The organism is Pusillimonas sp. T2, assembly GCF_002236805.1.
In the GTDB taxonomy this organism is placed as follows: domain Bacteria; phylum Pseudomonadota; class Gammaproteobacteria; order Burkholderiales; family Burkholderiaceae_B; genus Neopusillimonas.
Window position 1 is genome coordinate 87,460 of sequence record NZ_NIQA01000009.1, and the last position, 21,337, is coordinate 108,796.

The 21,337-nt window shown below is 58.1% G+C and carries 20 protein-coding genes; 9 read left to right on the forward strand and 11 right to left on the reverse strand.

Translation table 11 applies throughout. The annotated features are described in order from the left end of the window. The first annotated feature begins 15 nt into the window (after positions 1–15). The 8 genes from PuT2_RS13150 (at position 16) to PuT2_RS13185 (ending at position 7,499) form a co-directional block, all read left to right on the forward strand. Positions 16–1,533 carry a YifB family Mg chelatase-like AAA ATPase gene (locus PuT2_RS13150; protein WP_093971448.1) on the forward strand — a complete coding sequence of 506 codons (1,518 nt, stop codon included), beginning with the start codon at positions 16–18 and terminating at the stop codon, positions 1,531–1,533. A gap of 231 nt (positions 1,534–1,764) precedes the next feature. Continuing rightward, a complete protein-coding gene (gene rpmI / locus PuT2_RS13155) occupies positions 1,765–1,962 on the forward strand; it encodes a 50S ribosomal protein L35 (RefSeq protein ID WP_093971449.1) in 198 nt (65 codons plus the stop codon). Positions 1,963–1,979: 17 nt separating this feature from the next. Continuing rightward, positions 1,980–2,339: a 50S ribosomal protein L20 gene (rplT, locus tag PuT2_RS13160; protein WP_093971450.1), complete on the forward strand. Its 360-nt coding sequence runs from the start codon at positions 1,980–1,982 to the stop codon at positions 2,337–2,339. Positions 2,340–2,413: 74 nt separating this feature from the next. Beyond that, complete coding sequence (gene pheS, locus PuT2_RS13165; RefSeq protein WP_093971451.1) at positions 2,414–3,436, forward strand: phenylalanine--tRNA ligase subunit alpha; 1,023 nt, start codon at positions 2,414–2,416, stop codon at positions 3,434–3,436. A 26-nt stretch (positions 3,437–3,462) separates the two neighbouring features. Then, entirely contained in the window at positions 3,463–5,883 is a 2,421-nt protein-coding gene (pheT, locus tag PuT2_RS13170) for a phenylalanine--tRNA ligase subunit beta (protein WP_093971452.1), read from the forward strand. Positions 5,884–5,897: 14 nt separating this feature from the next. Next, positions 5,898–6,227 carry an integration host factor subunit alpha gene (locus tag PuT2_RS13175; protein ID WP_093971453.1) on the forward strand — a complete coding sequence of 110 codons (330 nt, stop codon included), beginning with the start codon at positions 5,898–5,900 and terminating at the stop codon, positions 6,225–6,227. A gap of 79 nt (positions 6,228–6,306) precedes the next feature. After that, positions 6,307–6,699 carry a MerR family transcriptional regulator gene (locus tag PuT2_RS13180; protein WP_093971454.1) on the forward strand — a complete coding sequence of 131 codons (393 nt, stop codon included), beginning with the start codon at positions 6,307–6,309 and terminating at the stop codon, positions 6,697–6,699. Beyond that, entirely contained in the window at positions 6,699–7,499 is an 801-nt protein-coding gene (locus PuT2_RS13185; protein WP_093971455.1) for a ferritin-like domain-containing protein, read from the forward strand. The genes PuT2_RS13180 and PuT2_RS13185 overlap by 1 nt, the downstream gene beginning before the upstream one ends. Here PuT2_RS13185 and PuT2_RS13190 read toward each other — a convergent pair. Beyond that, complete coding sequence (locus PuT2_RS13190) at positions 7,441–9,078, reverse strand: sigma factor (protein ID WP_093971456.1); 1,638 nt, start codon at positions 9,076–9,078, stop codon at positions 7,441–7,443. The genes PuT2_RS13185 and PuT2_RS13190 overlap by 59 nt on opposite strands. Positions 9,079–9,248: 170 nt before the next feature. Here PuT2_RS13190 and PuT2_RS13195 point away from each other — a divergent pair, with 170 nt between their 5' ends. Next, positions 9,249–11,039 carry an ABC transporter ATP-binding protein/permease gene (locus tag PuT2_RS13195; protein WP_093971492.1) on the forward strand — a complete coding sequence of 597 codons (1,791 nt, stop codon included), beginning with the start codon at positions 9,249–9,251 and terminating at the stop codon, positions 11,037–11,039. 6 nt (positions 11,040–11,045) lie between these two features. On the opposite strand, the gene PuT2_RS13200 is transcribed toward PuT2_RS13195, so the two are convergent. The 10 genes from PuT2_RS13200 to pgaA form a co-directional block, all read right to left on the reverse strand. Next, the gene (locus tag PuT2_RS13200) at positions 11,046–11,858 is read right to left on the reverse strand and encodes a response regulator transcription factor (RefSeq protein ID WP_093971457.1); all 813 of its coding nucleotides are present in this window, start codon (positions 11,856–11,858) and stop codon (positions 11,046–11,048) included. A 144-nt stretch (positions 11,859–12,002) separates the two neighbouring features. Then, positions 12,003–12,326: a curli-like amyloid fiber formation chaperone CsgH gene (gene csgH, locus PuT2_RS13205; RefSeq protein WP_093971458.1), complete on the reverse strand. Its 324-nt coding sequence runs from the start codon at positions 12,324–12,326 to the stop codon at positions 12,003–12,005. Between the two features lie 108 nt (positions 12,327–12,434). After that, positions 12,435–13,193, reverse strand: a complete 759-nt coding sequence (locus PuT2_RS13210; protein WP_093971459.1) for a hypothetical protein — start codon at positions 13,191–13,193, stop codon at positions 12,435–12,437. 116 nt (positions 13,194–13,309) lie between these two features. Continuing rightward, positions 13,310–14,287 carry a CsgG/HfaB family protein gene (locus PuT2_RS13215; RefSeq protein ID WP_093971460.1) on the reverse strand — a complete coding sequence of 326 codons (978 nt, stop codon included), beginning with the start codon at positions 14,285–14,287 and terminating at the stop codon, positions 13,310–13,312. After that, positions 14,284–14,736: a curli assembly protein CsgF gene (locus tag PuT2_RS13220; protein WP_093971461.1), complete on the reverse strand. Its 453-nt coding sequence runs from the start codon at positions 14,734–14,736 to the stop codon at positions 14,284–14,286. Before PuT2_RS13220 ends, PuT2_RS13215 begins: the two co-directional genes overlap by 4 nt. A 14-nt stretch (positions 14,737–14,750) precedes the next feature. Beyond that, a complete protein-coding gene (locus PuT2_RS13225; protein WP_254047006.1) occupies positions 14,751–15,365 on the reverse strand; it encodes a curli production assembly/transport protein CsgE in 615 nt (204 codons plus the stop codon). A gap of 198 nt (positions 15,366–15,563) precedes the next feature. Then, the gene (pgaD, locus tag PuT2_RS13230; RefSeq protein WP_093971462.1) at positions 15,564–16,010 is read right to left on the reverse strand and encodes a poly-beta-1,6-N-acetyl-D-glucosamine biosynthesis protein PgaD; all 447 of its coding nucleotides are present in this window, start codon (positions 16,008–16,010) and stop codon (positions 15,564–15,566) included. Beyond that, positions 16,007–17,338, reverse strand: a complete 1,332-nt coding sequence (pgaC, locus tag PuT2_RS13235; RefSeq protein WP_093971463.1) for a poly-beta-1,6-N-acetyl-D-glucosamine synthase — start codon at positions 17,336–17,338, stop codon at positions 16,007–16,009. The genes pgaD and pgaC overlap by 4 nt, the downstream gene beginning before the upstream one ends. After that, on the reverse strand, positions 17,335–19,119 hold the full coding sequence (gene pgaB, locus PuT2_RS13240) for a poly-beta-1,6-N-acetyl-D-glucosamine N-deacetylase PgaB (RefSeq protein WP_093971464.1): 1,785 nt from the start codon (positions 19,117–19,119) through the stop codon (positions 17,335–17,337). The genes pgaC and pgaB overlap by 4 nt, the downstream gene beginning before the upstream one ends. A gap of 9 nt (positions 19,120–19,128) precedes the next feature. Next, positions 19,129–21,147 (reverse strand): poly-beta-1,6 N-acetyl-D-glucosamine export porin PgaA, encoded by a 2,019-nt coding sequence (pgaA, locus tag PuT2_RS13245; RefSeq protein ID WP_093971465.1) that lies wholly within the window; start codon positions 21,145–21,147, stop codon positions 19,129–19,131. Positions 21,148–21,337 lie beyond the last annotated feature (190 nt).

Below are 21,337 nucleotides of genomic sequence, written 5' to 3' on the forward strand. Positions count from 1 at the left end.
CCAAAGGGGCCTGTTATGTCGCTGGCAGTCGTGGCAACCCGTGCCTTGCGTGGCCTGCAGGCTGTGCCGGTCAGGGTCGAAGTGCATGTCGGTTCGGGGTTGCCGGCTTTTAATCTGGTCGGTTTGCCTGGCACTGGCGTGCGCGAGAGTCGCGATCGTGTGCGGTCTGCCATTGTCAGCAGCGGCTACGCGTTTCCGGCAGGGCGTGTGACGGTCAATCTTGCGCCGGCCGATTTACCCAAGTCGTCTGGCCGGTTCGATTTACCCATCGCCCTGGGCGTTTTGCTGGCCTCCGGCCAAATTGCCGCTACCGGCGCGCGCGGCGGGTCGGCGGCTGTCGATGTGTCGTCGTTGGTTTTTGCTGGTGAACTGTCCCTGACAGGTGCTGTAGTGGCAATAGATGCCGCCTTAGCCATTGCGTTGGGCGTGGCGCAAGATGCCGCGTCGTTGCAGTTGGTGTTGCCACGTCACTCTGCTGCAACGGCTGCCGCCGTGCCGGGTCTGACGGTATTTTCGGCCGGCACGCTGCAAGACGTAGTGGCGCACTTGTCTGGCGAAGTGACCATGCCGGTTGCTCAGGCACACGTGGCTACTGCGCTGGCCCCCGCGCAAGTCTGTCTGTCCGAGGTCAAGGGCCAGGCGATGGCTCGGCGGGTGCTTGAAGTGGCCGCGGCAGGCGCCCATAGTCTTCTAATGTCGGGTCCGCCTGGTGCCGGCAAAAGCATGCTGGCACAAAGGTTGCCGACTTTACTGCCCGATTTATGTACGGCCCAAGCCCTGGAGGTCGTCGCTTTGGCCAGCTTGGGCGGTCAGCCTGCGAGTGTTTGCCTGACGCCGCCATTTCGGGCGCCGCACCATTCCAGTTCGGTGGCGGCGCTGGTTGGGGGTGGCGTTGTTCCAAGGCCAGGCGAAATCAGTCTGGCGCACCATGGTGTCTTGTTTCTCGACGAATTGCCCGAGTTCGACCGGCGCGTTCTCGAGTCGCTGCGCGAACCGCTGGAAACCGGCTCGGTCTGCATTGCGCGGGCGGCGCAGTCGGTCGTGTTTCCGGCAGGTTTTCAGCTGGTGGCGGCCATGAACCCTTGCCCCTGTGGCTGGCTGGGGCACAGTCGCAAGCCGTGTCAGTGCACGCCCGAGCGCATTGATCGGTATCGTGCTCGGCTGTCGGGTCCTTTGCTCGATCGCATAGATCTGCAGGTGATGCTGGGCGCTATTGACAAAGGGTGGTCCGATTTGCCGGCAGGCGAACCGTCGGCCGTGGTCAGGGCGCGCGTAATGATGTGCCGCGAGCGACAGATGGCCAGGCAAGGCTGTACCAACGCAGCGTTGCTGCCGTCGCAGTTACCTGGGGCCGTCCAGGCGACCACCGAAGCGTTGGGCTTGCTCGACCACATTGCGCATCAGCAGTGCTGGTCGGGTAGGGTGGTGCACCGAGTGTTGCGGGTTGCGCGCACGCTGGCCGACCTGGCGGCGTGCGCCGACGTGGGGCGCGACCACATTGCCGAGGCTGCACAATACCGACCGGGTTGGTAGACTTCTTTGCCAAATCATCATATAATCAAGGGCTTTTCGCGGTTTGCCCGCTTAAAAGTTTGCGGTTTAACCGCTGTGCCTCGTTTAACCGTTGTGCAGGGGTTTAACCGCAAAAGCAGCTTGGCCTGGCCCCTGTTAGCCAGGCGGGCTTATTTTTACGTTTTGCAGGTTGTAAAGTGTTGCCTTACTTAGGGGTGGCCACCTGCTGGCGTTAATCACAGGTTTTATATCATGCCAAAAATGAAGACCAAACGGGGCGCAGCCAAGCGTTTCCAGGTCCGCGGTAGCGGGTCGATCAAGCGGGGTCAGGCGTTCAAGCGTCACATCCTCACCAAAAAAACCACCAAGAGCAAGCGTCAGTTGCGCGGTTCTGCAGCGGTTCACAAGTCTGATGTTGCGTCTGTACGCAGCATGATGCCTTACGCTTGATTTAACGGAGATCTAATATGCCACGCGTAAAACGCGGCGTTACCGCCCGCGCCCGTCATAAAAAAGTCCTTAAAGCTGCCAAAGGTTATCGCGGTCGCCGCGGTAATGTATTCCGGATAGCCAAACAGGCGGTCATGCGTGCAGGCCAATACGCCTACCGCGACCGTCGCAACAAAAAGCGTACTTTCCGTGCGCTCTGGATCACTCGTATCAATGCCGCTTGCCGCGAATTGGGCGTTACTTACAGCGTCTTCATTGCCGGTACGAAAAAGGCATCGATCGAACTCGATCGCAAGGTATTGGCCGACATGGCTGTTAACGACAAGGCAGGTTTTGCCGCTGTCGTCGCTCAGGCTCAAGCTGCACTAGCTTCCTGATCGGTATACCGACTGTGTTGTGACAAAAACGGGGCTCGTTCTGGGCTCCGTTTGTATTTGGAAAAGCGATATCCATGACTTCCCCGGTTGATGACCTGATTGTTCAGGCCCAAGAAGCATTTGCGCAGTCCGCTGATGTGACCGCGCTTGAAAACGCCAAAGCCCGCTTTTTAGGTAAGCAGGGCGCGCTGACGGCCATGATGAAAAGCCTGGCCCAGCTCGAGCCCGAGCAGAAACGTGCCGAAGGGGCGCGTATTAATCAGCTAAAGCAACAGGTCGAAAGCCTGCTTGCCGCCCGGCGCGCCGAACTGGCACAAGCCGAGCTCGACAAGCGTCTGGCCGCAGAAACCATCGATGTCTCTTTACCCGGCCGTGGTGCCTCGGTGGGTGGTATACACCCGGTTATTCAAACCTGGCAGCGTGTCGAAGCTATTTTCCGTTCGATTGGTTTCGAAGTGGCCGACGGCCCCGAAATCGAAAACGACTGGACCAACTTCACCGCGCTTAATAACCCCGAAAATCACCCAGCGCGTTCCATGCAAGACACCTTTTATGTCGACATGAACGACGAACAAGGGTTGCCGTTCTTGTTGCGCACGCATACCAGCCCCATGCAGGTGCGTTACGCGCGCATGAACAAGCCGCCTATCAAGGTGATTGCGCCTGGCCGTACGTATCGTGTCGACAGTGACGCTACCCATTCGCCTATGTTTCATCAAGTCGAAGGGTTATGGGTTGCCGAGAACATCTCGTTCGCCGATCTCAAAGGCGTGTACACCAATTTTTTGCGTGCCTTCTTCGAAACCGACGACCTTTGTGTTCGCTTTCGCCCCTCGTTTTTCCCCTTTACCGAACCTTCAGCCGAGATCGACATGATGTTCACGTCCGGCCCCAATCAGGGCCGCTGGCTCGAAATCTCGGGTTCCGGGCAGGTGCATCCGCAGGTTATTCGCAACTTCGGTCTCGACCCCGAGCAATACATCGGCTTTGCTTTCGGTTCTGGTCTTGAGCGTCTGACCATGCTGCGCTATGGCGTAAACGATTTGCGTCAGTTTTACGAAGGTGACCTGCGCTTCCTGCGTCAGTTCAATCGCTAACCCGAATACGGATCAGGTTTTTTATCATGCTATTCCCAGAATCTTGGCTGCGTTCGTTCACCGACCCTGACCTGACGACCGACGCACTGTCGCACCAACTGACCATGGCCGGCCTCGAGGTCGAAGAGACTCAGCCGGTAGCGCCGCCGTTCAGCGGTATTGTGGTTGCCCATATCACCGATATTGCACCTCATCCCGACGCCGACAAGTTGCGCGTGTGCCAGGTCGACGATGGTTCGGGCACGCCGTTGCAAATTGTGTGCGGCGCCCCTAACGCAGCCGCCGGCCTCAAGGTACCGCTGGCCCGCATTGGCGCCGTCTTGCCTGGCGGCATGAAAATCGGCAAGGCCAAAATGCGCGGCGTCGAGTCGTTCGGCATGTTGTGTTCGGCACGCGAACTGGGTCTGTCGCAAGATCATGCGGGCTTGCTCGAACTGGCGGCTGATGCGCAGCCGGGTCAGTCGCTGCGCGACTTGCTCGACCTCGACGATACATTGTTCACGCTTAAGCTGACGCCTAACCGTGCCGACTGCTTGTCTATTTTGGGCGTGGCGCGCGAAGTGGCGGCACTTACCGGCGCCCCGTTGCGTCGTCCGCAGGTAACACCTGTTCCCGTTACGCTGGCCGATCGCTTGCCGGTCGATGTTCAGGCCGCCGACTTGTGTGGTCGCTTTGCCGGTCGCGTTATTCGCGGTGTCAACGCGCGCGCCCAAACGCCGGCCTGGATGAAGTCTCGTCTCGAACGTGCGGGTCAGCGTTCTATTTCGGCATTGGTCGACATTTCGAACTACATCATGCTTGAACTGGGGCGCCCAACCCACGTGTTCGATCTTAAAACCATCAGTCAGGGGCTGACCGTACGTTGGGCACGCGAGGGTGAAACCCTTAAGTTGCTGAACGAGCAAACTGTTAGCCTACAACCGGACGTGGGTGTGATTGCCAGTGGCGACCAGCTTGAAAGTCTGGCCGGGATTATGGGCGGTGATGCCAGCGCCGTAACGCTCGACACCACCGACATTTATCTGGAAGGCGCTTTCTGGTGGCCCGAGGCCATCATGGGCCGCGCCCGCCGGTTCAAGTTCAGTTCCGAAGCCAGCCATCGTTTCGAGCGTGGCGTCGACTTTGCCAATATTCCTGAAGATCTCGAGGTCATGACACGCATGATCGTCGATATTTGCGGCGGTGAGGTTGGCCCGCTCGACGATCAGATTCTGAACCTGCCTTCGCGCAACCCCGTCGAGTTGCGTCTCGATCGCTGCCGGCGCGTGCTGGGCATCGACGTGTCCCAATCGCAAGTTGAAGATATTTTCTCGCGACTGAACTTGCCTTTCGAAGTCAGCGGTAATGTATTCCGTGTGTCGCCACCGTCCTATCGTTTCGATCTCTCCATTGAAGAAGATCTGATCGAAGAAGTTGCGCGTGTCTACGGTTTCGAGCAAATTCCAGATGTTGCCCCGATGGCGCCTGCCGTCATGACGGCCGCCCCCGAGGCCCGCCACGGCCCGCATTTGTTGCGCGAGCGTATTGCGGCGCGCGACTACCAGGAAGTCATCAACTTTTCATTTGTTGAAGAGACGTGGGAACACAACTACGCGGGTAATACCGATCCTATTCGATTGCTGAATCCGATCGCCAGTCAGTTGGCCGTGATGCGCTCCAGTCTGATCGGGGGCTTGTTGGCCAATATCCGCCATAACGCCAATCGTAAGCAGTCGCGCGTCCGAGTGTTCGAGCTGGGCCGGGTTTTTGCGCGCGACGCCGCCGTGTCCGACGGCGACCTCACCGTCAAGGGTGTGAACCAGCCGCAGCGTCTGGCAGTCGCTGCTTGGGGCCCGGCCGCGCCCGAGCAGTGGGGCGTGCCGGTTCGGCAGGTCGATTTCTACGACGTAAAAAGCGATCTCGAAGCTTTGCTGGGCACTCGTGCCGCGACGCTGGTTTGCGAGGCCGCCGAACACCCCGCGCTTCACCCTGGTCGGGCAGCCCGGTTGGTACTCGACGGCAAGCCCATCGGCTGGTTGGGTGAGGTGCATCCTCGCTGGGTTCAACAGCTCGAACTGGCGCACGCGCCTGTAGTCTTTGAGGTCGATGTCGAGGCCATTTCAGTAAGTCCCATGCCCGCGCCGACTGAGCTGTCGCGTCAGCCTATCGTCATTCGCGATCTGGCCGTTTGGATTGGGGCCGGCGTGGCTTACGGCGACTTGTTGCACACCTTGCGTCAAGCTATTTCGGCCGATCCAAAACTGGCTATTGTCAAAGACATTCGCCTGTTTGACGTCTGGCGTGATAAAAACGCAGTACAGGCCGGGCAGTCGCCCGAAACCAGTCTGGCTTTGCGTTTCTGGTTGCAAGATGCCGATGTCACGCTCGACGACGCACAGGTCGAGGCATGTATGGCCACGTTGCTCGACGCATTGGTCAAGGTTCACGGCGTTCGTCAACGCGCTTAATTAGGGGTACCCATATGGTCCAGGAAACACGTACGCTGACCAAAGCAGAACTTGCCGAACTTCTGTTCGACCGCGTAGGGTTGAACAAGCGCGAAGCCAAAGATCTAGTCGATACTTTTTTTGAAGAAATCCGCGATGCGCTGGCGCGCGGCGTCGAGGTCAAATTGTCGGGCTTTGGTAATTTCCAGGTGCGCGACAAGCCGCCGCGCCCGGGGCGCAACCCGAAAACCGGCGAGGTGATTCCGATCGAGGCCCGGCGCGTGGTGACGTTTCATGCCAGCCAGAAGCTTAAAAGCGCCGTCGAGCAGGCCGTACCGGTGCCGGCCGACGTCTCGTCCAATTGAATTTGAGTTCTGTCCTGCGTTTGTTATTATCGAACGCCTGAATTGAGTTTACCTTTCCCAATAGGTCAGACCCTCGCCCATGACTACGAACGAACCGTCCGTCATTTTGCCGCCGATCCCCGCCAAGCGTTACTTCACGATTGGTGAGGTCAGCGACCTGTGTTGCGTCAAACCCCATGTTTTGCGTTACTGGGAGCAAGAGTTCACACAACTCAAGCCGGTCAAGCGACGCGGTAACCGTCGCTATTACCAGCACCACGAAGTTTTGCTCATTCGTCGCATTCGCGACTTGCTCTACGAGCAAGGTTTCACCATTAGCGGTGCGCGCAATCGTTTGGGTGACGCCCGCGACGTACCCCACGACCAAGATGCGGCCGTCCGGCTGACAGGTGCCGAGTTTCAGGCGCTGCGGTCCGAGCTTTCCGATATCCGCGACGCCCTGGCCGAGGCGCTCGACGGCACCAGCCGATAATGCGCTTGCAGGCGCTGCACGCACTTTGTCTAGACGACCCAACGCAAAAAGTTGCTGCAGTACAAACCCTTCAGGCGGCGCTTGCCCAAGGCATCGATACCCAGGTTCAACTGGCGGCCACGGCCGCTATTCCGGGGCGGCCGGCCAAGCCCGAGCTGGTCGGTCCATTCAAGGTTAAACAGCGTTCGCCGCACAGCCCGCAAGGCTTGGCAGCGCTTATTCACGCCCTGGCCCATATCGAATTCAACGCTATCAATCTGGCGCTAGACATCATCTGGCGATTTGCCGGGATGCCGGTTGCGTTCTATGTGGATTGGTTAAGGGTCGCGCGCGAAGAGGCCTACCACTTTGGGTTGTTGAGTGCCCACTTGCAGTCGATGGGGTACGCCTATGGCGACTTTCCGGCCCATGACGGGTTGTGGGATATGGCCGAACGAACGTCGGCCGATTTGCTGGGGCGTCTGGCTCTGGTTCCCCGCACCCTAGAGGCGCGAGGGCTGGACGCGTCGCCGCCAGTACGCGCCAAGTTGCAGGCTGCCGGTGACGCTACCGGGGCCGGCATCATCGACATTATTTTGCGCGACGAAATTACCCACGTAGCCATTGGCAACCAGTGGTACCGCTATTTGTGCGACCAGCGCGGGTTAGACCCCGTGGCGCATTACGCTGTTTTGGCTAAACAGTATCGTGCGCCCCGGCTTAAAGGGCCATTTAATCTGGACGCACGTCGTGCTGCCGGGTTCACCCAGGCTGAGCTTGAGGCGCTGCAGGCGCAAGATCAGGCCCCGGCAACGTCGTAATAACCGCCTGACCAATAAACAAAACGGTACCGTCGGGCTGGGCGTTGCTGCTTCGGCTGGTGTCTTCCAGCGTAATTTCAAACAATTGATTGTTGGTCAGCATTGTGTTTGCCGGCAGGGTAACGTTATTTTTGGTGCCGTCATTCAACCACCCTAAAAACGTCGCTTCGGCTTGTGCCGGGGCGCGTGTCCAGAGTGCCAGGCCTTTACCTGCCTCGTTGTCGCTGCTGATCAGAGACTCAAGTTTGAGTGTATGGCTAGCCGGACGGGTGACTACCCAGCCAGGGGTCGAGGTGCTGCCGGGGGGTTGGAGTATGGCGATGAACAGCGTTTCGGGTTGGGGTGGGGCAGCAGGTACAGTGGGTTCGGGTGTGGATGCCGTCATGAAGATGCCGGTGCTGGCCGAAACGTAACCCAGCGCCGCGCCAATCAGTAAGGTTGCAAGCAAAATAGCGGGTTTGCTACGAGGCTTATTGCGTGCGCTTCGCTGAATGCCTGCACCTGGTCCGGTCGTTTTAAGCGTACCGGCTACCGCGTTAGACGCTGCGGCAGATGACGCTGCCGAAGCATTTGCCGGCGCATGCGAGGTATTGGCGTCAGAAGACAAGTTTGGTGTTTGCGCTGGGGCATTGCCCCGGCTGGACGCGGGCGCTGTGTTTGCTGACGTGATGGTGTGGCTTGCGCCTTTGGGCGAGGCCGTCGTGGCAAAGGCGCCTGTTTTAGCGGCCGATGCGCCCGGTGTACTGGCGGCAGATGCAGTGGCTGCGGAGGCTGCCGGTGCCGGTGTTTCGGGGCGGGCCAAAGGTTGTATGTCGGGGTCAATACGGGGCAGGCCAAGTGTTTTTTGAACACGCCCATAGATGACCGGATCCGGGATGACCGGCGTCAACCGATCGGCCAGCGCCAGCAAGACAGTTTCCCAATGCAGCGCCTGCTGCACGGCGTCGTCATTTTTACTGATAAGCTCCCGGGCGTTTTGTTCTTCGTGATCTTGCAAAGTGCCCAGGGTGTATTGCGCAATGGCAAGACGCTGGGCCTGGGGAAGGGGCCCCCCATAGGCCGTCTTTTTTTCCAGATACTGCAAGGCCTGATTCAGGAGCTGCCTGATTTCATGCTCGGGCTGTTCGAGCACGCGCGTTATTTGTGCGGTGTGCAGTCCTTTGTAGTAGGCCAGGCCCAGAGCATCTGCGGCTAGGGGTTCGACGCGTTCAAGCCCGTCGTGCAAGTCTTCGTGCATCAGTCGGGTGTTGTCGTCGAGCCAGGTATGCAACTGATTGATGCGTGCCGTGTCGATCGGTACTGGGTTGTGCCGTAGTTCACGCATCAGGCGGTAACGCAAGATGCTGTATATCCAGGCGCGCGCGCTGCCTGCCGACGGGTCGAACTGGTCGGCATGTTTCCAGACCATGACGCAAACATCGTGAAGGGCTTGTTGCGCTTTGCCGTGGTCTTCAAGCACCTGATCGGCAAGCGCCAGCATGACGGCTGCTTCCTGCTGGTACAACGAAGACAATGCCTGGGCATTACCCTGCCCGCACTGTATCAGCGTGTGGTTGTAATTGAAGTGGCTGACCGCCATGAGACCTCTGTTTGTTTCGGGTTCAAGAATGTGCAGTTGATAATTGTATGCGGGCTTGGCATAAAAAATGAGCCTGCGGCATGCGTTCTGTACAAACAGGCAAGGACTTTCGCCCCGGCGTAAAATGGGGCCCCGTCTATCAGGCGTCTTTATACGCCGTACTCCATGCCATGAGATTTTCTGCCCGAGGCCCGGCGCCTGCCGACCGTAACGACATCCAGACCCTCAAGTCGCTGCTGCCCTATGTATGGCAGTTTAAATGGCGGGTGTTGCTGGCCATGGGTTGCCTGGTGGCCGCCAAGGTGGCCAGCGTTACGTTGCCGCTCTACCTGAAAGATCTGGTTGATCAGCTCAGCGTGCCGCAAACGCTTATGGTGCTGCCGGTCGCGGCATTGCTGGGGTATGGGTTTGCCCGGTTGGCCACCAGTGTGTTTGGCGAACTGCGCGATGCACTGTTTGCGCGGGTAACCCAAGGCTCGATCCGCACCATTGCGACCCGGCTTTATCAGCATCTGTTTACCTTGTCGATGCGATTTCATTTGCAACGCCAAACAGGCGGGCTGAGTCGAGATATCGAGCGTGGTACCAAAGGCATTGGTTTCTTACTCAATTTCACGGTCTTCAATATTTTGCCGACCTTGCTTGAAATCGGCATGGTGGCGATCATTTTGTTCTGGCGTTATGACTTCTGGTTTGCCGTCATTACCCTGGGCACCATCGCGGCCTACATCATCTTTACGCTGGTGGTCACCGAGAAGCGTATGGTGTATCGGCGCAGCATGAACGATCTGGACAGCAAGGCCAACAGTAAGGCTATCGATGCGCTCATCAACTATGAAACTGTTAAGTACTTTGGCAACGAGCGCTACGAGCTTAATCGCTACGACAGCAATCTGGGCAAGTGGGTTGATTCGGCCGTAAAGAATCAGGTGTCGCTCAATTTCCTGAACATGGGGCAGGGCGTCATCATCACGGTGGGCATTACCCTGTTACTGTGGTTGTCGGCCAAGGGCGTGGTGGCGCAAACCATGACAGTAGGCGATGTGGTTCTGGTGTCGGCGTATTTAACCCAGCTTTATGCACCGCTTAATTTTCTGGGCTTTGTCTATCGTGAAATCAAGCATGCTCTGGCCGATATGGAGCGCATGTTTGGTCTGATGGCGCAAGATCGCGAAGTGGCCGACGCGCCCGATGCCAGGCCCCTGAGTACGCGTCAGGCCGAAATTCGTTTCGAGAACGTGGATTTTTCGTACGAATCGAACCGGCAAATTTTGTTTGGGGTCTCGTTTACTATTCCAGCGGGCAAAACATTAGCGGTTGTGGGCGCCTCGGGCGCAGGTAAGTCAACGCTGTCCCGATTGCTTTTCAGGTTTTATGACGTAACCGGCGGCGTTATTAAGGTCAATGGCACCGATATCCGCCAACTGACGCAAGACAGCCTGCGCCAGCATATCGGTATCGTGCCGCAAGATACCGTGCTGTTCAATGACACCATTGGCTACAACATTGCTTACGGCAACCCCAATGCCACGCAGGAACAAATTGTGCAGGCTGCCAAGGCCGCCCGCATACACGATTTTGTTTCGCGATTGCCCGATGGTTACGACACCCAGGTGGGTGAGCGCGGCCTGAAGTTGTCGGGCGGCGAAAAGCAGCGGGTGGCGATTGCACGTACGCTGCTTAAAAACCCGCCAATTCTTATTCTCGACGAAGCCACCAGTGCGCTCGACACCCAGACCGAAAAGGCCATTCAGGACGAACTAGGCGAAATTTCGCGTGATCGCACCACGCTGATTATTGCTCATCGCTTGTCGACAGTTGCCGACGCCGATGAAATACTGGTGATGGATCATGGTCGGGTAATTGAGCAGGGAACACACCGACAACTATTGGCGCAGAACGGGCGTTATGCGCAAATGTGGGCGCTGCAGCAGGCTGAAAGCCCGGAGGCCCCCATTTGATTGTTGTCATCGGTTACAGTTGACCGACCCGGGGTCGGCATCGCCCCCCATGCAGGCCCAGCCCAGCTTTGCGCCACGCGACACAGCGGCATACACCGCCGCGTTGCGATTGTGGACATCAAGCCGCTGATACAGGGTTTCGGTGTGCGCTTTGGCCGTGGCCACCGAAATATTCAGGCACCGCCCAACGGTTTTCATGGGGTACCCACGGGCTAGCAAAACGAGCACTTCGTATTGGCGGGGCGTCAGACCCAACATTTCGTGTTCGGCCATTTCTTTTTTGGGTGGTGCTTTGGGTGGTGGTGAGGTTTCGGCCACCGGCGGCCAGCGTGGCGGCGTATATGGGCGCATCAGGTCGTCGGTTGTCGCGGCGCTGGCAGGCAGGGTATTGGATACGGCTGCCGGCGTGGTTGCCTGCGACGCGATAGGGGGGGCAGATATCGGCGGAAAGCATTTCCCGCCCGCCAATACCAGGCGAACTGCCGCCAGAAGCATTTCGGGCGCACAGCTGATGCATAAATAACCGGCCAGACGCCCCGAGAGGGCGGCCAATTGGGCCGGCATAACTTTCTCTTCGCCCATGGCAATGATGGAGACCGGTTTGAACGCGGCCTCGACGGCGGCCACCTGACGCGCGATTTCGTCGGGGTTATACAGTGACAGCAAGACCAGATCGGTGGCCCACTGGGTTTGCGGCTGTGCCGAAACCAACGGATAGTCTTGGCTTTGCAGTGTAACGTCAGGGCCCAGGTCGGCCAGAAGTTGTACCAGGCCAAGCCGGAGTAACGCATGGGGCTCGATGATCATGATGTTTGCCATTTCTACATCCTTCGAATGATGTCGGCAGCTTGTCTATGGCACCCGGGGTATGCAACGTATTGCAATAGTAATAACGGTTGCCGACAGGGTCAATAAAGATTCCGTTTAAATATTTCTTTCAATTTTCTGATTTAAATAGTTTTTTTATGTTTCGGGCGTAAAGCCGGGGCAGGGCAATTGAAACTTTCGCTCGGTGTTGTCGGCCGATCGCAAAGTCAGGGTCACCTCACACGTATCTTGAGCACTGCGTGTCAGCGCGAGCGTCCCTAGGGCAGTGGCCTGGTCGGCCGTCAGGTGAATAGTTCCGCCTTGGCGTAAGCGGCTATTGCCTTGCGCAGCGCTGCGGTGGGCCTCGACGACATATTTCAGTGTCGTTTCTGTCGAGCTCTTTACGTACGGCACAATAATCTGGGGTTGCGTGCGTTGAGCCGTCTCTAACCACACTTGAATGTCCGCGTCGATGTTCACAGTTGTCTCCTCAACCCGTCATGCCAGAACGCATCGGCGATGCCCTTTGGGTTGTTTATGGCCGGTTTGCGGCAGGCATGCCGGGCGTGCCTGCCGCGTAACCGTCGTTTAGTGTTGTACGACGTTGGCTTTGTTGAAGTTGCCTACTTGTGTCACAGAAGCGTTTTGGCCGGAATTACGCTGGGTGACGGTAGCCACGTTGTAGCTGCCTTGCTGCAGTACGGTGGCGTTCAGGCCTTTGCCGTACTGGTCAACCGAGGCCTTGTTGTGGCCGCCGGATTGCGTAATGATGGCACTGTCGGGGTCGCCGCCTGTGCCGCGCTGAAGGATGACAGCTTCATTTTTGTGGCCGCTCTGATTGATGGTGCCGGTTACGTTATGGCCGGTTTGGCCAATATAGGCGTCATGGCCCCAGCCGCTTAACTGGTTGACCGCAGCCACCTGGTTCGTGCCGTCAACGGTAACCGGATGACCGGGCCAGCAGCCGAACCAGTTGCACCCACCACCAACCGTCGACGTGGTGCCACCTTGTTCAATGACGACATCGCTGAAGCTGGCAGCCTGATAAACGGTGGCACTCGAGCCGGTGACGTCACGTTGGCTGATGTAGTTGTCATTGTTGTTGCCCCAGTTGGTGTTGATGGTCGCCGTTGTGGCCATCGTATCCTGTTGCACCACGACGTTGTCGTTCATGTTGCCGTAGGTGTTCACCGTGGCGGTGGCATTGATATTGCCGTACTGCTCGATCGACGAATCGTTGCCCCAGCCGTTCTGGTAAATGGTGGCGTTGTTGGCCGCCATGGCGCCTGAAGCGGCGCCAAAGGCCAGTGTGACGCCCAATGCGACTGCAGTAAGTTTGATACTCATTTTGCTTCTCCTCGTTGATGAAGGCCAACACTGCTTCTCTCGCGTACCTGGCGGCCTTCAGAACCCGGTACCCGTCCCTTCTGTTTATTCGTATCGCGATAATCGTTTAGTGCGCGCTATGGGTTCGACGTGTCGGTATTGACGATGGTGCCGGCGTCAGCGCCCATGCCTACGCCTCCCGGACCCATGTCGGCAGCAACCGCCGCATAATTGGTTTCTTCCTGCAGGTAGCTCTGGATGACCGGCTGATTCCAGTCGGCCTCATTGCGCAGTGCCCACTGGCCGTCTTTCAGCCCACGAACCGTGAGGTAGATCACCGCCGCCTCAATGGCTTCTTTCACCGCCAACTGGGCAGGTTCGTTACGCGTGATCCCGCCTTCAATTTCAAGCAGGTCTTTGAAATTCACAAACTTGAAGACACTGGGCCTGATTTCGTACGAGAAAATGGTTTTTGTCGTGGACACGGTTTGCAGGATTTGCCCGGTACGGATGTCGACACTGCGCAGACCGATGGTGACCTGGTCGACGCGGTACAGCGTCGAAGCGCCAACTCCCAGGAATCGCGCACCAAGGCCACCGGTCCGGACATTGCTTTCGTAAGAAATGATCCCGCCATCGATCAGAATGGAAGCCGGCACCAACGGGGGGATATAAATCTGCGGCGTATTCTTGTCTTGTGAGCCATCCAGCGCCCGCACAATACGGCGTTCGGTCAGCAGTTCTTGCAGGCTTTCGCGCTCAACCGGGGTAAACCAGCCCGAATCTTTCAGCGCCTTGATCAGCATCGACGCGGCGCCTTGCGTGACCGAGGTCGAAAACGAGCTGTCGGGCGCCGGCTTGTACTGCCCGGTCTGGTCGCGAAAGCCATAGACGGCCACCACAATCTTGCCTTTAGGCGGCGGCAGTTTCAGCAAGTCGTGCGTCGAAGGCGTAGCCGGCGTCAGTTGTGCCTGATTGGCGACTTCGGCGGGTTTTTGCAGCGGAGCGCAGGCCGCCAGCGCAGCACAGACGGCCAGCACGGGCCCCAGTTTGGCCAAGCGGTTGCTATACGATTTTGTGGCCACAGGCGCCACGGATGTCAGGGCGGTGTTCATTGGCTGACCTCGAAAGTTGTCACTGCGCCGGTGGCTTTGTCCATTGTGGTGATCGTCAGGATGCCGCCACCGCTGTCGGCAATCGTGATCGTGAAGTTGCCGGTTTCGACCGTACCGGGTACAAGCTTGCCGGTGACGGGGTCAAACAGGTTCGACGTTGCGGCCGAGGTCAGGCGCGACAGTACCGCGCGCTCAAGACTTTCCTGAAAAGCTTGCAATGGCGTTTGCTGTGTGCTTTCTATGCCGCTGGTGTCATCCAGGGCAGGGTCTTTGTGTTTGTTGGTGGCCAGGGCCGAGTTCAGCATCCACGAACCATTCAGCGGGTTGCCCCCAAAAGATGGGTTGATGGGGTAATAGATCAGTTCGCTGGCTTTAAGTGGCGGCGACATTCCGATTGCGGCGATCAGGGCCGCAATAGCGACACGCTGAATTCCTGGCTTGCTGGACATGATGGTCTCCTTGATTACAGTTCTTCTTCGCCCAGATCAGGGCTTTTGAACAACGCACGCCGCACTTCGTTTTCCATGATGTTCTGGTAAACAAGGTCAGCAGCCTGCTCGCTGGCTTCGCGCGCGGCCTGACGAGCCGGCGATAAAAAAGTGTGGAACATTCGGGTACGGCGGAATTCGATCCAGATCTCGCTGCCCCAACGGGCCGATGGGCGCTCGAATATGGTGATGGTGTATTTGTTGTCGCCATCCAGATGACGCCAAGCAGTCACAAAATAGTTGTAGAAGTCTTTGCCCAGCACGGTGATGGTGCGGTTGATGACAATTCCGGTCAGCGGGTCTTCCAGGCGCTTGCGGCTTTCCCGGTCTGCATCCAGGCTCCCATTAAGCTTTCCGTTCAGCGTGCCATTGCCATTGCCGTTGCCATTGCCGTTTGTTGCACCGTTCGATGTACCTGAGCGTGCGGGCTTATCGATTTTTGATGTCGTACCCACGGGTCGGCTGGCGCTCTCGGTAGTTTTCAGAGGCGCCGCGGCGGCTACCTGGGCAACGGTTGCATACAGGGCGCATACCACTGCGGTCAGCATTCTGGCCGGCAGTGTTTTGCGATCTGAAACACGGTTACTCATGGCAGCGCCTCCGGGCGTTTCTGAAACATGCTTTACACAATCGTGAACATCACTACGTTTTGCTAACACCTTGAAAACCATGATAGAGACGGGGACAGTCACAAACATGAGATAAAAGTCTTAGGCCGGAAAGGTTTTTGAACGTAGGCTTTGGCGTGTCGTATTCGGCTGCAAGGGGGAAGGGTTTCCCCCGTATGGCTAGGCTATAAGGCGCAAATGGCCAGCATGCTTTGCGCGTCCGTCGTCATCGGTTTCCAGCCTGACGATGGTGCCTTCTTCGGTGTGGTAAATCACCGTACGACGGCTTTCGTGAACACTTTCCAGGTCTTCTGGCGCAATCAGGAAATGATCAGCAACAACCCGGTCGTCAACGAGCGGGTGATAGGCTGCAGCCTCCGCCGTCAGGCCACGTTGATATAGCCATTTGTTGTAGAGCGACCAGGCCGTCAGCCCGAGGCTGCTGCAAACCAGGGTTGCCGAAAAAAGGCTGACGGCGTTCATATCCAGCGCGAGCGTCTGTACTGAGGCATAGGCAATAGAGTCTGGCGCGAGCAGGTAGGCAAAGCCCGTCCAGCCCAGTGCGGTTGTGCCTCGGTCCATAATTTTGTGGATACGGGAACAGGGGGTATGAATCAGTGTGGTCATGTGAGCTCCTTGATCCCGCGGTCAGGGCTAGTCCAGCGGGCACGTCGGCGTCGCAGGCGAAGCATGACTTTAGGAAAGCTGTACAACGTGGTGGTGAAACTGATAAGCCAGTACAAGAACGGGTACCAGACGATCCAGTACAAAGATTTCGTCAGCCCGGGCTCATAGCGGTGGTCAATCAAGATGCTGATCGTGAACTGCAGCAGGCATACTGCGGCCAGCGCCAGGCCGGTGTATGTGGGCGGCAAAAATGCTGCAACCTGGGCCGGTTCGGGCAGCTCGGCCAGTGAACCGAGTACCCACAGCAAGATAGAAATTGCCAAAGCAAAGGCCCACAGCACCGACAAGGCGTAATCGATCATCAACAGCCACATGCGACGCTGATCCCACGCGACGATGGCGGTCAGGTTTTTCAAGAAGACCTCGGCACCGCCCTGGGCCCAACGCGACCGCTGCTTCCAGAGCCCCCGCAGCGTTTCTGGCATCAAGATCCAGCACAAGGCTCGCGGCTCATAGAACACCTGCCACTGCTTCATCTGCAGTTTCCAGGTGATATCGATGTCCTCGGTGATCATGTCCAGGCTCCAGTAACCGACCTCGTCCAGGGCGCTGCGCCGGAAGGCAGCCACGACGCCGGACACGCTGAAGATGCGTCCGTATACGCGTTGGGTGCGTTTGATCAGGCCGATAATGGAAGAAAATTCGCCTACCTGGATTTGTCCGATCAGGGTTGAGCGGGTACGAATACGCGGGTTGCCGGTGACCGCACCCACGCGTGGGTTGTCGACCAGCGGGGCGACCAGATAACGGCATGCTTCGGGCGTCAGCATGGCATCGCCATCAATACACACCAGGTATTCGCTGTTGGCCGCCATGGCACCCATGCGCAACGCCATGGCTTTACCCTGGTTGTGCGCCAGATGCAGTACGCGCAGGTTCGGGTGTTGTTCAGCCAGCGCATCGCATACCGCGCCGGTGTCATCGCTCGATCCATCATTGATGACGATGACCTCCAGGTTGTCGTAGTCTTGCGCCAGCGCAGCCAGGATCGTGTCATTGGCGTTTCGACCCTCGTTGTAACAAGGGATCAAAATGCTGATCCGTGGATGACCCGCGAGATTTGGCGGGGGCTGGTTAGGGCCCCAGGGCCAGTGACGTTCCCAGCGCCACCAGAAATACACGCCGCCACTCATCCACAGTGCCGACATCACCAGCGGGTAATAAAAAACGTAGTTCAGCAACAGTGTGCTGGTCCAGCCCAGGGCTACACTAACGGGGGCGCCCACAACCATGGCCAGGGCAAGCAGGGCAATGAGTCTGTCTATCATTTGAAGGGATACCAAGCGTTGGACAAGACCGGCCGGATCACGCTAAGGCGCGGTGTGTCGGGGTTGTGGTCGTCGGTGCGATAGGTGTAGCTGCGTACGCCCCGTGTTTGAAGGTGCTTCATCTGGCCGGCCAGAAGGGTGTCGTCGGTGCCGGCAGATAAGGTAATGGCTGCGCGAGAAGGCGCAGCGCTGCGCTGGACGGCATCGGCCAGCACATTAAGTTGAAGGGTGTCGGTTTGGCGGCTTGGCGCCAGTAGCACCCAGTCGGCCGATGCCAGCGCCAGGTCGAGGCGGCGCTGCATGTGCTCGGCGGTTGCGCCGTCATCCACTTTCAGTACGCGGGCAACACGGGTGTCCTGGCCCCGGATGGCTTTGACGCGCTGGATGATGTCGTGATCGCGCAATGCCTGATCTGCCGTCGGGTTCGAAGCGCTGTCATCCAGCGCCAGGCCGGCAAAAATAGCGTACCGGGCCAGGTCTTCGTATAGCGCCGTGTTGGTCGGTTGCGGCAAATACGCGTACACATCCACAAACGCACGACTTCTTAATTGCCACGCTACCCGATTGAACAAATCAGCGCGTACAGGTCGTTGGCTATTAGGAAAGTAGACTGCCGGCTGGGTGTTGTCCGGCGTTGCTGCGTCGGCGGCCTCGAGGAATACCGTCGTAATCTGCAGATCGGCAATGCGCTGCACCAGTGCGCCCAGGTTCTCATCGGTCTTGGCTGGATCAGGGTCGTAGAGGTCTGCCAGGCGTACGTGCACGCCGCGCATGACTTCGGGGCGCTCTTGGGCCACGACCGCGTTGGCAAAGCCGGTCAGTGCCGGGTCGTTTGATACCAATAAACGCGGGGCGCGGTCCATTTGCTGCATCGATGCCAGACCGTCGTCCAGGGTTAGCAGTAGCCGATAGCCTTCAGACTGAATAATGCTTGCGGCCATGCCGCTCGTGGTGCCATACGGCCATACCCACACCCGGGGCGCTTTACCGGTCGCCTGAGTGATCTTTTGGCTTATTGCCCGAACATCATCCCTGATCCGTACACTGAATTCGGCGTCGTTTTCGTATCGGCCGGTTGCAGGATCGTACCGGCGCGCAGCGGCGGCCGGTTGCTGATTGCCCTGCGGGTTGGCCGTAATACCGTAGTGAAGGTTGTTGGTGTGGGCGGCTACTTCAACCAGGCCCGATGCGGCCATTTCAGTAATCTGCCCCCAAGTTAAAAACTTTTCGCGGGGTACTGGCTTCCCGCCAAAGCTGACGGTGCCGCCATTGTCTGGCGGATCGACCCATACACCTACCGGGGCCAATACAGCCGGCCAGTCATAGGCTCGCAACAATGGGTATACGCGTTCGTAGAAGCTGCGGTAGCCGTCGTCGAAGCTCAGCAGTACGGCGCGTGACGGCAATGCGGGGCCACCGTCCGCTGCCGCGAAAATCTGGTCAACGCTGACGGGTTGATAGCCGTTCGCGTGCAGCCAGGCAAATTGCTCTTGAAGATGCGTCGTGCCGACGCTGACAAAGGTCTGGTCGGGGTTTTCGTCTTCGACATCGTGGTAGGCCAGCGCCAGGTAGTGGTTTGTGGGCCAGGCCAGGGTGGCCGGCGACGCCTGTCTTTGCGCCGGCGGCACAAATGGCACGCCTCGATCGATACTGCTGCAAGCCGCCAAGAGCAGCGAAAAAAGCAGTAGGGCGGCAAAACGCAATACATGGGCAACCCGGCTTGCGCCGTAAGCGTGTCGGGTGTTGCCGCCAAACGGCGTCAAGACGTGGGCGTGAGGCATGAAGGGCTCCTAGAAGCGCAGATTGAGTTCAAGCTGAAAGCGCAGTTCGCGCTCTTGCTTGCCGTCATAAGGGCGCCTGACACCTAGCACGTTGGCTTGAATGTCGACGTTTTTGCCGGTTTGGTAGCGCACGCCATAGCCCACGGCCATCACACTGCCGGCGCTGTAGTCGCGCTGCTTGTACAGGCCTGCCCTTAACTGAAGGCTGTGCGTGACGACGGTGTCATAGCGTTGGTACAGGGTTTGTGTCAGCACCAGGCCGGGCAATACCTCCAGGTCTTGACGGGGGCTGAAATAGGGGACGTCGGTGCGGCTGTTGCGCGAGGCGCTGACATCCAGTTCCAGGTGGGCGGTGAATTCAGCGCTGCTGTATAGCCGCTCACGGCCTGACAGCCGGGCTTCAAACCGCTGATTGCCGTCACTGAATCGTGTAGGCGCAAAGGCGAGCAACCATTGGCTGTCGTCTTTGCCATTGCGCTGCACCCAAAGGTCAAGGCGCTTGCCCCAGATATTGTTTTTCAGTGCGCGCATGGGGGTGGATACCGGGCGCCATGCGGCTTGCGCACCGACTTGCCATTGGTCGTTCAGCCACGCCGTGACGGCTGCACGTGCGCCCATTTTGGTGCCATAGCCATACTGCTGAGACGACACATCACTCTCGATAATGAGGTCGCGTGTCCGCCATTGGGCACCGGCGCGCAGCCAGCGTTGGTTGAGCTCACCTTCTTCAAAGTCGCCCTGGGCGTACCCTGCGCCACTAAAATAGCGCATGCCGTTGTCACTGGTTGGCGTATAAAGCGTCGCTTCAGTCCGAAAATCCTTGCCGCCCGTAACGGGGCTGTCGGTAGCGTGTCCGCGCACTGCGCTGATCTGCAACTCGTATTTTTGCTGCGTCTCCCACTCTTCTTTTAAACGCTGTGTTGCCGGCGACTCGGGGTAGTGGGTAACGGCATAGTCTTTCAGCAGGCGCGCCTGCTCCCATTCGTGTAAAGACAGCGCATTCATGCCTTGCGCACTGATGAGTTCCGGATTCTGCGGTTCCAACGACTCGGCTTGCTTCAAGGTGACTTCGGCCTGACGATGAAAGCCTTGCAGGTATTGGGCGTTGCCCAGTGCGATGCGCAGACCCGCATCACGAGGTGCTTCATCGGCCAATTGTTGCAATTGATCTATAGCGTTACCGACTTGTCCAGCATAAATCGGGTCGATAGCCGATGTGCGTGCCGTATTCAGAAAGTTCTCGTTGGGCAAAGGCTGGGGGTTGCCGGCAACCCGACGCCATGGCCCCTGGCGGTTGGATAGGGCGGTTAAATGGGCCCGGGCGGCGGCGTGTTCACCACTTTCCTGCAGTGCGTAGTAGTAGGCCAGCTCGTCGTCATTGACTTCCGCACTGTCCAAGCGCTCGGCGTTCAGTGCCGCCTGGAATAGTGCCGTCGCTTTCTCGGGCTGTTTCAGGTACAGGTAGGCCGAGGCTATTTCATTGAGCAGGTACGACGGAATCGTAACGCCGCGACGCTGCATTGCTTCGTAGGTGTCAACCAGGGTCTGCATGGACTGGCGAGCATGCAAGGCCTGCAGGCGGTCCAGCTCAATGCGCCTATAAATAGCGGTATCGCTTAGTCCCTGTTTCTGCCAGTCGTTCAGGTACTGGTCATAGCGCTGTAATGCCTGATCTGCCAGACGGTAGCGTTCTTCCTGGTTGCGTGATGGCGTGCTGGCCAGGCGCGTGAGTTCGGCGGCTTCGTCGGCTTGGAGGACACGCAGTTCGTCGCTGCTGACTGCATTCGGGTAGCGCTGTGCCATTGCCAGTGCTGCGTTGCTTAAGCGGGCGTCGCGCAACGCAAAGATATATTGACGTCGCGCTTGCGTGTTGTCGGGGGCCAGTTGGTATGCGTTCTGCGCCTGTCGCAGCGCCTGGTAAATTTCGGGGGTTGTACCGTGGGCAGCAGAAGTGGCTAGCGCGAGCACGCAGCCGGCCTGTACCGATGCCCGAAAAATACTTGAACTGCGCTTTTTTTCCGATCCCATGGTTTGCCCCGGTCCATTTTTTTACGGCTAGATACAGCTGGTAGGGCAAACTATAAAAACGGCGCGCCAATACGAATATGCGCGAGATGACGTAAGTCGGGTGGCGCAGGCCGTGCGGCGCCCGGTCTAGGCTGTTAAATATTTTTTAGTTTTCGTTTTGACTACGGCAAAATTTACGTGCTAGAATAGC

Bases quoted from the DNA above. Each gene is read 5' to 3' on its own strand.
- PuT2_RS13150 (WP_093971448.1), top strand. From the start codon at position 16: ATGTCGCTGGCAGTCGTGGCAACCCGTGCCTTGCGTGGCCTGCAGGCT.
- rpmI (WP_093971449.1), top strand. From the start codon at position 1,765: ATGCCAAAAATGAAGACCAAACGGGGCGCAGCCAAGCGTTTCCAGGTC.
- rplT (WP_093971450.1), top strand. From the start codon at position 1,980: ATGCCACGCGTAAAACGCGGCGTTACCGCCCGCGCCCGTCATAAAAAA.
- pheS (WP_093971451.1), top strand. From the start codon at position 2,414: ATGACTTCCCCGGTTGATGACCTGATTGTTCAGGCCCAAGAAGCATTT.
- pheT (WP_093971452.1), top strand. From the start codon at position 3,463: ATGCTATTCCCAGAATCTTGGCTGCGTTCGTTCACCGACCCTGACCTG.
- PuT2_RS13175 (WP_093971453.1), top strand. From the start codon at position 5,898: ATGGTCCAGGAAACACGTACGCTGACCAAAGCAGAACTTGCCGAACTT.
- PuT2_RS13180 (WP_093971454.1), top strand. From the start codon at position 6,307: ATGACTACGAACGAACCGTCCGTCATTTTGCCGCCGATCCCCGCCAAG.
- PuT2_RS13185 (WP_093971455.1), top strand. From the start codon at position 6,699: ATGCGCTTGCAGGCGCTGCACGCACTTTGTCTAGACGACCCAACGCAA.
- PuT2_RS13190 (WP_093971456.1), bottom strand. From the start codon at position 9,078: ATGGCGGTCAGCCACTTCAATTACAACCACACGCTGATACAGTGCGGG.
- PuT2_RS13195 (WP_093971492.1), top strand. From the start codon at position 9,249: ATGAGATTTTCTGCCCGAGGCCCGGCGCCTGCCGACCGTAACGACATC.
- PuT2_RS13200 (WP_093971457.1), bottom strand. From the start codon at position 11,858: ATGGCAAACATCATGATCATCGAGCCCCATGCGTTACTCCGGCTTGGC.
- PuT2_RS13210 (WP_093971459.1), bottom strand. From the start codon at position 13,193: ATGAGTATCAAACTTACTGCAGTCGCATTGGGCGTCACACTGGCCTTT.
- PuT2_RS13215 (WP_093971460.1), bottom strand. From the start codon at position 14,287: ATGAACACCGCCCTGACATCCGTGGCGCCTGTGGCCACAAAATCGTAT.
- PuT2_RS13220 (WP_093971461.1), bottom strand. From the start codon at position 14,736: ATGTCCAGCAAGCCAGGAATTCAGCGTGTCGCTATTGCGGCCCTGATC.
- PuT2_RS13225 (WP_254047006.1), bottom strand. From the start codon at position 15,365: ATGAGTAACCGTGTTTCAGATCGCAAAACACTGCCGGCCAGAATGCTG.
- pgaD (WP_093971462.1), bottom strand. From the start codon at position 16,010: ATGACCACACTGATTCATACCCCCTGTTCCCGTATCCACAAAATTATG.
- pgaC (WP_093971463.1), bottom strand. From the start codon at position 17,338: ATGATAGACAGACTCATTGCCCTGCTTGCCCTGGCCATGGTTGTGGGC.
- pgaB (WP_093971464.1), bottom strand. From the start codon at position 19,119: ATGCCTCACGCCCACGTCTTGACGCCGTTTGGCGGCAACACCCGACAC.
- pgaA (WP_093971465.1), bottom strand. From the start codon at position 21,147: ATGGGATCGGAAAAAAAGCGCAGTTCAAGTATTTTTCGGGCATCGGTA.